Source organism: Oleiphilus sp. HI0117 (assembly GCF_001635235.1).
Genome location: NZ_LWGA01000668.1, coordinates 1 through 11781, shown reverse-complemented (window position 1 = coordinate 11781; position 11781 = coordinate 1). Strand labels below are relative to the sequence as shown.

General features: G+C 45.1%; 11 protein-coding genes and 1 pseudogene. 5 read left to right on the top strand and 7 right to left on the bottom strand.

Annotation, left to right across the window (positions count from 1 at the left end):
• Positions 1 to 391: 391 nt before the first annotated feature.
• Entirely contained in the window at positions 392 to 1147 is a 756-nt protein-coding gene (locus tag A3757_RS09040) for a sulfite exporter TauE/SafE family protein (protein ID WP_068514435.1), read from the bottom strand.
• 149 nt (positions 1148 to 1296) lie between these two features.
• Here A3757_RS09040 and A3757_RS09035 point away from each other — a divergent pair, with 149 nt between their 5' ends.
• Positions 1297 to 2061 (top strand): hypothetical protein, encoded by a 765-nt coding sequence (locus A3757_RS09035; protein WP_068514438.1) that lies wholly within the window; start codon positions 1297 to 1299, stop codon positions 2059 to 2061.
• A 78-nt stretch (positions 2062 to 2139) separates the two neighbouring features.
• Here the strand turns inward: A3757_RS09035 and A3757_RS09030 are convergent, their stop codons facing one another.
• From A3757_RS09030 to ectA, 4 genes and pseudogenes are all read right to left on the bottom strand, one after another.
• Positions 2140 to 3726, bottom strand: a complete 1587-nt coding sequence (locus tag A3757_RS09030) for a BCCT family transporter (RefSeq protein WP_068553458.1) — start codon at positions 3724 to 3726, stop codon at positions 2140 to 2142.
• 59 nt (positions 3727 to 3785) lie between these two features.
• Positions 3786 to 4187, bottom strand: coding sequence for an ectoine synthase (locus A3757_RS09025; protein WP_068514443.1), 402 nt, complete (start codon positions 4185 to 4187; stop codon positions 3786 to 3788).
• Between the two features lie 82 nt (positions 4188 to 4269).
• Positions 4270 to 5577, bottom strand: a pseudogene (ectB, locus tag A3757_RS09020) (diaminobutyrate--2-oxoglutarate transaminase).
• A gap of 49 nt (positions 5578 to 5626) precedes the next feature.
• On the bottom strand, positions 5627 to 6115 hold the full coding sequence (gene ectA, locus A3757_RS09015; protein ID WP_068514445.1) for a diaminobutyrate acetyltransferase: 489 nt from the start codon (positions 6113 to 6115) through the stop codon (positions 5627 to 5629).
• A 217-nt stretch (positions 6116 to 6332) separates the two neighbouring features.
• Between ectA and A3757_RS09010 the strand changes: the two genes are divergently transcribed.
• Together A3757_RS09010 and A3757_RS09005 are read left to right on the top strand one after the other, a co-directional pair.
• Positions 6333 to 6728, top strand: coding sequence for a chemotaxis protein CheW (locus A3757_RS09010; RefSeq protein ID WP_068514448.1), 396 nt, complete (start codon positions 6333 to 6335; stop codon positions 6726 to 6728).
• Positions 6729 to 6770: 42 nt separating this feature from the next.
• A complete protein-coding gene (locus A3757_RS09005) occupies positions 6771 to 7283 on the top strand; it encodes a MarR family winged helix-turn-helix transcriptional regulator (RefSeq protein WP_068512375.1) in 513 nt (170 codons plus the stop codon).
• 85 nt (positions 7284 to 7368) lie between these two features.
• Here A3757_RS09005 and A3757_RS09000 read toward each other — a convergent pair whose 3' ends face one another.
• The gene (locus A3757_RS09000; protein WP_068554205.1) at positions 7369 to 8490 is read right to left on the bottom strand and encodes a DUF3530 family protein; all 1122 of its coding nucleotides are present in this window, start codon (positions 8488 to 8490) and stop codon (positions 7369 to 7371) included.
• A gap of 137 nt (positions 8491 to 8627) precedes the next feature.
• Here A3757_RS09000 and rpe point away from each other — a divergent pair, with 137 nt between their 5' ends.
• Positions 8628 to 9299, top strand: a complete 672-nt coding sequence (rpe, locus tag A3757_RS08995) for a ribulose-phosphate 3-epimerase (protein ID WP_068513466.1) — start codon at positions 8628 to 8630, stop codon at positions 9297 to 9299.
• A gap of 54 nt (positions 9300 to 9353) precedes the next feature.
• On the opposite strand, the gene A3757_RS08990 is transcribed toward rpe, so the two are convergent.
• A complete protein-coding gene (locus A3757_RS08990) occupies positions 9354 to 10070 on the bottom strand; it encodes a PEP-CTERM sorting domain-containing protein (RefSeq protein WP_068514453.1) in 717 nt (238 codons plus the stop codon).
• Positions 10071 to 10511: 441 nt separating this feature from the next.
• Here A3757_RS08990 and A3757_RS08985 point away from each other — a divergent pair.
• A partial coding sequence (locus tag A3757_RS08985) for an anthranilate synthase component I family protein (RefSeq protein ID WP_068739462.1) occupies positions 10512 to 11781 on the top strand: 1270 nt, incomplete at its 3' end.

Genomic DNA, 11781 nt, shown 5'->3' with positions numbered 1-11781 from the left:
AGTATTAGACTACATTCAGGATGATGCAAGTTTATCGCAGTACGCGGATGCCGTTTCTGCATATAGATCACAGTTTGGGATTGCTTGATTGATCATAACCTCTGTGCAGCGAAGTTCTCGGTGGTTCAAGTGTTTGATCTCTTAAAGAACTAAACCCAAAAAACCATTAACCACAGAGGGTACAGAGAGGCCTTCGGCCTACACAGAGAAGAGATAAAAACTAAAAATGTTTTTCTCCATGTCTTCTCTGTGCAGCGAAGCGCTCGGTGTTCTCTGTGGTTCAAGTGTTTGATCTCTTAAAGAACGAAACCCAGATAAGCACTCACCACAGAGGTCACGGAGCGGCCTGCGACCTAGACAAGTTTGTTTGCTGGCAGATGAGTATCTGTCTCTACACCAGCAAAGACACCCCAACCAAAATGGTCACTACTTCAAAACAGCGCTTAACAATTTTATTTCCTTTGGCGATCGATAGATGCGCTCCAAGGTAGCCTCCAGCTAAAGCCCCCAAAACCAAAGGAAGTACCCACGACCACTTAACCTCGGTCTGTAAGGCCAGCGTAAGCGCCCCCACACCATTCCAAAACAATCCCACCAAAATCAAGGTATAGGCAACCGCTCGCTGGTACTCCAAGCCATACCAAAGCACCAGCCACAAGGTAACGAACAGGCCTGTTCCTGAGGTAATCGAGCCGTTCAAAACACCGATTAAAAACAGTACCAAGCCGCCAATCAGCCAATGAATACGCTTAAATACCTTGGTCGTCGTCGTCATCCCCAGCTCCGGTTTAAATACAGAGTACAAACCCAAAGCTATCGTTAAGACCCCTAAAGCTTGCTTGGCTAGTTCATCGGGAACAGAGAGAATCAATAAGGCACCGAGTATCACGCCTGGCAACCCGAAAAGCAGAATATGACTAGCAAAAGCCAAGCTCAACTGTTTCTCTCTAATATGGCGTAAAGTCGCCCCAACGCCTAAAGCAACGCTGGCGACTTTATGCGTAGCCAAGGCGACAGTAAAACCCAAACCAAGAAAGAGCAAAGCAGGAAACTGTAACAAGCCAGCGCCTCCACCAGCCATCGCACTCAAGCCGTTTGCAATAATCGATACGCAAAACAGCACAACTTGTTCAATTAGAAATTCCATATAAAAACTCTTTTATCAGTGCTCAACAGAGAAAATGCCACTCTTTGCATATTGCTGAACAAACACTCAATAAATTAAATTTCTTGCAACACAAAAGCATAAAAAAATCAGATATACTTTGGATATCCGAAAAATATTTAGATATTAGAATGATTCATACTTCACGACGACCTTATATCTTCAAGCATACTGGCAAGCGGCTAGCCGTGGTTGCCCTGCTACTGCTATGCAGTCTTTCTTTGGTGGCTACGCATGCATCTGCGGCGCAACTATACCGGTATAAAGACAATCAGGGAACCTATGTGCTCAATCAGACTATTCCTCCTGAATATGTCAAAAAAGGCTACGATATTTTGAATAGACAGGGCAGAGTTATCCAAGTTGTCGCGCCAGAACTAACAGCCGAGCAAATTGCTGCCCGAGACGCCGCCCTAGAACAAGAGCGCCTACAGAAAATTGAAGCTGAAAAACAAGCCCTCATCGACGGCGAACTTAAACAACTTTACAGTCATCCAAATGATGCCGTGCGAGTCCTGTCTCGCCGAGTTCAAGATATCAAAGGGCTTATTCTGGTAAAACGTACTAAGATTGATGCCAGTAAAAATGGCATTATTGAGGAAGAAGCACAAGCAGCCAATCGCCAACGACAGGGCTTGAAGGTTTTCGAGACGACCTTGAAAAAGCTCGAAAAGTATAAGTCCGATATCGATAACAATGAACACGACATTGTTGAATTGCATAACGAGTTAAAAAAAGTTAAAGATGAGTTCGACAAGAAAATTCGTCGCCTTGAAGTGATTACCGGTAAGACTGCCAGTGATTATGCCAAGCTTCTGCAAGATTTAAGTGACGACAATAAAGACAAACCCCAGACTCCCTCTGAAGAAGCACAAACAAACGATAACAATCCTTAGCCTAAACTATTACCCTAAAAGCGGACGTCTGCTTCATTAAGTATTTAATCTAACCTTAACAAAGCAAACGTGATCGTGTTATGAGTAATACTTAGGCTCAGTTCTGAGCCCCATCAACAAACTAACGCACATCGCAAGCAACACAAAGGTAAATGGCAACCCTGAAGAGATAGCACCTGCTTGCAGCGCTTGTATTGCTTCGGTCCCTCCTATCCATAACAAGGCAGCCGCGATTGCGCCTTCAATAGTTGCCCAGTAGATACGTTGGGGTACGGGCGCATCAATTTTGCCACCTGCTGTAATGCTATCAATGACCAAAGACCCTGAATCGGAAGAAGTAATAAAGAATACCAATACAAGGAGAATAGCGATCATCGATAGAAGCTGACTCATGGGCAGCTCATCGAACATCTGAAACATGGCAAGCGGGACATCCGTTAGACCATTTGCTCCAAGCTCACCGACACCGTTCACAACTTGATCGATGGCAATACCACCATAGACCGACATCCATATTACAGTCACTGCGGTTGGCACGAGTAGCACGGCACAGAGGAATTCGCGGATAGTTCTGCCTTTAGATATACGCGCAATAAACATTCCGACAAAAGGCGACCATGATATCCACCAGGCCCAATAGAACACCGTCCAACCTTGAAACCAGGCTTCGTCATCTCGATTGTGCGGATTACTAAGCGGTATTATATTCTCAAGGTACGCACCAATCGTAGTGGGAACATTCCCCAGCGCTACAGCTAAGCCTACCATTGCAACAAAAATCAATAATACAAAGGCGATCACCATATTCACGTTACTTAGTAACTTCACACCACCTTCCAAGCCTCTAACGACCGAGATGATAGCTAAGGCAGTCACACCCACGATAACTAAAATCTGTAAGCCGATACCGCCATCAGTGCCAAACACGTGATTAATACCGCTCGCCGCTTGCTGCGCCCCTAGCCCTAAAGATGTGGCTAGACCAAAGAGTGTCGCAAGTACTGCAAGAATATCGATAATGTGGCCAGGCCATCCCCACGTACGCTCTCCTAGCAGCGGGTAAAAAACGGATCGAATAGAGAGTGGAAGCCCTTTGTTGTAGGTAAAAAAAGCTAAGGAAAGCGCAACGACGCCATAGATCGCCCAGGGGTGAATTCCCCAGTGATACATCGTCGCGCCCATGGCCATACTCGCCGCTTCGGGCGTGTTTGCTGCCACATTGAGAGGCGTTTTGTACCAGCCGGTATAATAGGAAACAGGTTCGGCTACTCCCCAGAACATCAGCCCGATGCCCATGCCTGCAGCAAACAACATCGCTAGCCATGTTAGCGTAGAATGCTCTGCTTTTGCCTCATTGCCTCCTAAGCGAACCTTGCCGAAAGGAGAAACAATAAGCGCCAGGCAGAACAACACAAAAATATTGCCTGCCCAAATAAACAAACCATCGAAAGCACCAATAATATCCCATTTAAGACCATCTAATGCAGCTTTTGCGGTCGCTGAATCAGTTAGCAGTGTGGCTACTAAAAATAACAATATCAGCCCGGAACTCACAGCAAATACCGGGTTATGAATATCAAAACCCCAGCGTTGAACATTGTGCTGCCCAACGCTGTAGTCAGTACTGTGAATGCCATATTTATCGTTAGGGTTAGGTACGCTCATCAGCAAAGCCCTTTCATTTATTGTTATCAATTGGGATAGAACTAGGTACTCAATATATATTATTCAATAGTATCCGCTTCTAATTCGTAGGCACCTTCCTTGTTGTGTACTTCCTTGCCATTAAGCGGAGGGTTGAAGACGCATGCCATCTTCATTTCTTTAAATGCTCTTAGGATATGCTTGTCATGCTTATCCAGAACATAGATCGTGCCTGCAGAGATCGGGTGCACTTTTCCATCTTCCAAATTCTCTATCTCACCCTCACCTGACATGCAGTAAACCGACTCCAAATGATTTTGATAGTGCATCTGAAAATCTGCGCCTTCATAGATAGTCGTGATGTGAAACGAAAACCCCATCTGGTCATCTTTTAATAGCATACGCGTACTTTCCCAATTGCCATCAGGAGAGACAATGCGTCTTGATGAATTTTCCGCTTCACTCAGTTTTCTTACGATCATTTTTTTACCTTGTTTCTCTTTATCCAGTTAAATAACGTGACGCCTAAAATAGCATGATGACTAAGCCATTAAATACTGACGATTAGCCTGCCATCTTCGCATCATCAAAATAGTCGCTATCTTCAGGGATTTGGTCTTCTTTAGCACAAACCTCTTTGATCGCTTGCTCAACAATATCAATACCCTTTTTGAGAGAGTCTTGACTGATTACGAGAGGACATAAAAATTTAACCACCTGATCATCAGCACCGCTTGTCTCAATGATAAGCCCCTGCTGAAAAGCATTGCGTGTAATGTTGCCAGCGATCTCACCGTTTACACAGTTAATCCCTTGAAACATGCCGCGTCCACAGGTCGTGAAATTTCCGTCGCCATACAAGTCGACAATCTTTTCCAGGCGCGATTTAATATATTCGCCTTTTTGCTTAATCTCATTAGAGAACTTGTCGTCAGACCAGTAATGATCAATGGCGGCTTTCGCGGTTACAAATGCAAAATTGTTGCCTCTAAACGTACCGTTATGCTCTCCTGGTTTCCATTGGTCCAGCTCTGGCTTAAATCAAACAACAGCAAAAGGTAAGCCGTATCCGCCAAGTGATTTCGATAAGGTCACCATATCGGGCTTAATGCCTGCTTCTTCAAAGCTAAAGAAGGTGCCAGTACGACCGCAACCCGCCTGTATATCATCGATGATAAGCAGTACATCATGCTTTCGGCAGACTTTTTCTAAGTTACGCAACCATTCAAAACTAGCCGCATTGATACCGCCTTCACCTTGCACAGTTTCAACAATCACTGCAGCGGGCTTGTCGATGCCACTGCTGGAATCTGAAAGCACTTTATCAAGATAAGCTGTGGTATCAATCTCGTCACCTAAGTAGCCGTCATAAGGCACGCGGCTTACGCCGCCTAAGCTGACACCCGCCGCGCCACGATGATGAGAGTTACCCGTCGCAGCCAGAGAGCCAAGGCTAACGCCATGAAAACCATTGGTGAAAGAAATAATGTTCTGACGGCCTTTAATATTACGCGCTAGCTTTAAAGCCGCTTCAACTGCGTTGGTACCAGTCGGACCAGTAAACTGCATAACATAATCGAGATCCCGAGGCTTTAGAATCTTCTCATTAAAAGCCTCTAGAAATTCACCTTTCGCCTTGGTATGCATATCCAGGCCATGCGTAATACCATCATTCTCAATGTAGTCCATTAAGAGAGGCTTAAATAGCGGATTGTTATGCCCGTAGTTAATTGTTCCCGCACCCGCCAGAAAGTCTAGATACTCATTTTCCTCCTCATCGTAGAGGTGTTCCATCTTAGCGCGATTAAAAACACGAGGGAAAGAACGAGCATAGCTCTGAACTTCAGATTCAATTTCATCAAATATTTTCATTAGCATCCTCCATAGGATGTTTGGTGCGAGTCTTATTTAGTGTGCGAGGTTAGGAACTAAATGGACCGATTCGGACCAGAAATTCCGTGTCATGCAAGCCAGCAAAATGCGTATCTTTGCTAAACATTTCAGATTTGGCTAAGGGAGCAGAAAAATCCTTTGCGAAGCTTTCAAATAAAGTCCATGAGGCTTTATTGTCAGCTGTAATGGTCGTTTCCAAGTGAGTGACCTGAGCGCATTCTTGCCGCGTCACAATATCTTTGAGCATTCGCTTAGCAAGACCTTGACCGCGAGCACGCTCATCAACGGCGACCTGCCAAATAAATAAAGTGTCTTGCCGGTCGGGAATGACATAGCCGGATATAAAGCCAAGTGTCTTGTCATCGTCTATCGCTATCACTGAGGTGCTAGCGAAATGACTGCACTGCAGCAAGTTGCAGTACGCTGAGTTAGTGTCCAGAGGTGGGCATCGGTCTATGAGCGCAAATACTGATCGGCCATCAGTATCTAGCGGTCTTCTAAGTGTGGTTTGATTCATAATTTATTATTTTAGATGTCTAAACATTTATTTTTAGACATCTATGTATAACTTGCCTGTATTTATGCTACTTTTTACTAGCTGTTACAATTTTATGCGCCTTAAAGCCTTATATTTTCACTAATATGAGCGATTTAATGCAAAAAGTATTTTGAGATCTAAATATAGTACACTAAATATAATAATACTAAAACCTGCGAAAGAATTTGGAAGGAATATGCCAGCTGATTCAGCCATACAATATGTAAGCTTCTCTCTTGCTGAAGAAACGTATGCATATGAGGTTAAGCTGGTCAGAGAGATAATTACCTATCGAGAACCAACCCCTGTTCCTGGGTCAAACCCCGAAATAGCAGGCATCTTAAATGTTCGCGGTGAAATCGTTCCGGTACTTTCTGCTGAGAAACATATACAGGTAAGCACTGCAGAAGCCCATCAAAGAATTCTCATTCTAGACTCAAGCCGTGGCGCCGCTGGAATAGCCGTCGAGCACGTGGGCGAAATCTTTCTAGTTGAGCCAAGCAAAATCAATATCGAAGCAGATTCCTCAAAAAATGTTGTAGGAACAGTCTTGCATAGGGATAATCTAGTTATCTTATTAGAGGGGCTTTGAGAGACCTCTGCTACTTAATACCAAGTTTATGAGGACTGTCCATTGGATCATATCGAAGAAGTTTTGGTTTCCCTTCGTCGCGTTATTCGGGCGACAGACCTCCACTCCAAACATTTAGCCAAAACAACCGGGCTAACAGCACCACAGATTCTCTTGCTGCAAACGATAAGAAATAAGGGCGAAGTGAGCATTGGTGAACTGGCACATGACATGAGCTTGAGCCAAGCTACCGTCACAACCATTCTTGACCGCTTGGAAAAGCGCGAATTTGTCTATCGAGAAAGGTCCAAGGAAGATAAGCGTAAGGTCCACGCCTACTTAACCGATGCGGGCTTAGAAGTTTTAAAGGATGCCCCCACCCCTCTCCAGGACCAATTTGCCAAACAATTTAATGACCTTCAGGAGTGGGAGCAAACGATGATTATTTCAAGTCTGCAACGCGTTGCCCAAATGATGGATGCACAGCATATTGATGCGTCTCCTGTCTTGGATGTCGGCGTGCTCGATAGGCAGGACATGGCTGGAAACTCGCCTGATGCCTATGAAGGAAAGTGATCACCTAAACGCATGTTTGGCTATGTCATGCCCTGCATTGTAATCTGTAGCGTCTATGAACTTACCGTCCAGCTACTTCGCCGACTTAACGGGAACGATTACCTACAATCATACCCGGTGCATATTTCTCAAGCCAATAACGAATTCGTCGAACCAAATTTTTCTGTGGCCCTTCAGATAAATTAAACGCATAGTCCACTTGCATATAGTTAATTGCGCCAGCCACGTTTGCCGATGCCAAGCGCGCTTTGACAGAACTTTCATCTTCCACCGAATTAACCATCTCCAAGACGGGTGGCTGGAAGTTTTGCCCTAAATGCTCTGCCAGATCGACTTGTAAAGGTTCATCAAACTCAGGGTCAACCAGTACCAGAGCAAAGCCTTTATTACTAAATGTCCCCTGCTTTTGCTTGAGATACTCAAAGGCAATGTTGGCTGAAGCGCGATAGGCTAACAAAACAATATTCTGATAGCCTTGCTGCTGTAAGTACGAAATACCAGCGTTCACGTGCGCAAGCGCTTTGTCTTGGTAGGGAATTGCTTTTAGCTGCTTTTCTTTATCGGCAAGGTCTATATCAACAGGTTTATCTGGATCAGAACTGTCTTCGGTAACTGCATCGTCTTTGTCTGCCGCTTGCTCACTTTTTTCCGCCTCACCATCTGACTTATCTTTTCCACTATCCTCGTTTTTGGCTGTCTTGTTGTTTAATGCTTCTGCCAAAGCAGGGCTTAGTTCAAGCTCATCAAATTTCTTTACTGGTAAAGCTCGCTCTGGGACTTTGTCTATGGAAGCGCCTGGTAATGAGAGCGCCAAGGTATACCAACCCGCCTCTGGAAGCCCACTGCGTACAGGCCTTATTACTTGAGGCCAGTCCGCATGCTGGCCGATACCAGGAACCAATAAAACAGCACCATGTTGTTGCGGCTTTTGAGAAGGTCTTTGTAAAGCCAGAACCTGAACACTTCCAGCAGAAGAACCACCTTCAGGTATGGGGTACTCAACATCCAGCCAAACTACTTCTTTTTGCCTCAATTCCGATATCAGGGCTTGCTGAGTCACCTTATCTAGATCTATATGTCCAACTCTAAGCGCCTCACTCTTGGTTTCACTTTCTTCTTTGCCTTCAGAGGCGTCAGGTGCATCTTCCGCCAGCACCATGCTAGAACTGAATATAAGAGTAACAAGAGCAAGGCAAAACCATTTCATATAAAAACTCATCTTAGTGACACTCGGAGGCACAAACCTATCATCAATAGGCTTAACACTTTACTTATCGGCAACTAAACTATTCGCACCAGCGCTTCTACGTTAGAATAGCGCAAATTATTAATTCCGAGGAAACCATGAGCCAATTTTTGATCGCCCCCTCTATTCTTTCTGCCGACTTTGCACGCCTAGGTGAAGAAGTCGAGAATGTTCTCGAAGCCGGTGCTGATATCGTTCACTTCGATGTGATGGATAATCATTATGTCCCTAACCTGACAATTGGCCCAATGGTTTGTGAGGCGCTTCGAAAGCACGGCGTGACAGCTCCAATTGATGCTCACCTAATGGTGAAGCCAGTCGATGATATGATCAAAAGCTTTATCGATGCTGGTGCGACCTATATCACCTTTCATCCAGAGGCTTCTGAGCATATTGATCGCTCATTACAACTCATCAAAGATGGTGGCTGCAAGGCGGGCTTAGTTTTTAACCCGGCTACCCCCTTACACTACCTTGACCATACCCTTGACCAGCTCGATATGGTTTTGCTCATGTCCGTTAACCCCGGATTTGGCGGCCAAAAGTTTATTCCTGGTACACTCGATAAACTTCGACAAGCACGCAAGTTGATTAATGATTCAGGTAAAGATATCCGATTGGAAATTGACGGTGGCGTCAATATCAACAATATAGCCGAGATAGCACAAGCTGGTGCCGACACTTTTGTTGCCGGCTCAGCCATATTCAATACCGATGACTATCAGGCAACCATCGCAGCAATGAGAGCCAAGTTAGCTGGCATTTCCTAGCCCAAACGTCATCCAAGGCGCTCAGCTTGTTGCAAAACCGAGCGCCTACTTCCCCTAACTTCGCATTTTAGCGCCCCGGCGTATTTGACCAAGTAAGAGTAACCCCAAGCCCAGCAGGCTTAAGCTGGCAGGTTCTGGTACCGATACCACATCAGGGTTTGAACCCGGCTCAGTGAATGTCGGAATATCTGGTACGACAGGACCAGAAACAATAGGCGCCTGATAAAGTTGATCGGTATTAAAAGCCCCTTGGGAAGCTTGCCCCAAGACCCAAGCAAACGCTTCAGAGCTTTCTCCTGTGCCACTTAACTGTATTGAGCTACCCAAAGCCGTAGACGGTGACTCTACAACGCCAACATCGATACTTGTGGCGCCCAAAGCTGAACCATTTGTTGCGACAAGGGAGCCTTCGTAGCTAATAAACTGTACTAAGTCGCCCAGATTATTTACCAAGGCAATACCATCATTGCCACCATTTTGCAGACCACCAGAGCCGGTAAAGGCTAACACACCATAGCCTGCCTGCTGATCGGAAAAACTACCAGATAAGTCCCATGACATATAACGTCGGCCATTATTGCCATTATAAAACTCGAGTTGCCAACCAAGTAAGTCTGTACCACTTAAGCCTGCTATTTCAACAAACTCATTTTGATCAGCCCCCTGATTATCATAGTGAAACTCATTGATATAAACAGGTAAAGCTTGAAGTGATGAGGAAGCCAATAACACAGATAGCGCCATCGTTGGGCGCTTAAGAAAGTTCTTCATTTTTAAGTCCTTTTAAAAAGTATAGAAATAGATTCTGCAAACATCCTGTTCGCATTGAGCTAAGGATTCCTAGCCCTCAATTAATATACCTGTCTTAGCAAAAAAATGTAGTCTTTTTTAGCTTAAGCAGCTGCCTTGGCTAAAATTGCTATATTTAAAGCTATGAGAGTCTCAAATAGCGAGCTAGCATGCACCCTGAGCTATTGATTCACTCACAGGCCTGAGGTAATCTGTAGGCCGTTTTATACCTATTAATTGATTAGAGTAGAGAGACTGTTCAGTGTCTACATCCGTTCATAATTTCGCAGCCCTTCGTGCGCTGCTTCCCTGCCGCTGGCGAAGCTAGCTAATTGAGCACGCGCTCGTTCAATATTTGCAGCTCCTGCGCTGTATACCGCTTCGTTTTAATTAATAGATTATGAATTTAGTTAGGAACACCCTATGACACCTGAGCATTTTTCACAACTAGCGGCTCAAGGCTACAATCGCATTCCTGTCACGCGTGAAGTCTTGGCTGACCTCGATACGCCCTTAAGTACTTATCTTAAACTCGCTAACGGCACCTATTCTTATTTACTAGAGTCTGTTCATGGTGGCGAGAAATGGGGCCGATACTCCATCATCGGTTTGCCTTGTACGCAAGTACTTAGAATTTCTGGCTCCACAGCCACACTCGAGCAAGATGGCGAAATCATCGAGCGACACGAGTGCAGTGACCCTTTAGCTTTTGTTGAGGAATTCCAAACGCGTTTCAAGGTGCCCGAAATAGAAGGCTTACCACGCTTCAATGGCGGTTTGGTTGGCTACTTTGGTTATGACACCGTTCGATACATTGAACCAAAGCTTGCTGACAGCTGTCCTGAAGATCCTTTGGGTACACCTGATATCTTGCTTATGGTGTCTGACCAGCTGGTTGTATTCGATAACCTAAGTGGCAAGTTGATACTTATTCATCATGCAGACCCTGCCACTGAAGATGCTTATCAAATAGCTCAGTCGGTACTGGATTTATTGGTTCATCGTTTACGGAATAATACCTGCGCGGAGCCGGCTCAAGAAGCCACACAAACTGACATAAAAGAAAGCGACTTTATATCTGGATTTTCTGAAGACAAGTTTAAAGACGCTGTCGATACCATTAAGGAATACGTACTCTCTGGTGACGTGATGCAAACGGTGATTTCACAGCGCATGTCGATTCCGTTTACTGCTGAGCCTTTGAATCTGTATCGCTCCTTACGCTGTTTGAATCCTTCTCCCTATATGTACTTTTTGAACTTGGGCGAGTTTCATATTGTCGGCTCATCACCTGAAATACTTGCGCGCGTAGAAGAGGGTGAAGTTACTGTTCGGCCGATTGCTGGTACTCGCAAGCGCGGCATGAATGAAGAAGAAGACTTAGCCTTAGAGAAAGACCTACTCGCAGATCCTAAAGAATGCGCCGAGCATTTGATGCTAATCGATTTAGGACGAAATGATGCTGGCCGCGTTAGTGAAATTGGCAGTGTAGAGCTCACCGATAAAATGGTGATAGAGCGCTACTCTCATGTTATGCACATTGTCTCGAACGTGACCGGCAAGCTAAAACCCGATACCAGTCCGATTGATGTATTACGCGCGACTTTCCCTGCCGGTACTCTAAGTGGTGCCCCGAAAATTCGTGCGATGGAAATCATCGATGAGCTTGAGCCGGTTAAGCGGGGCGTTTATG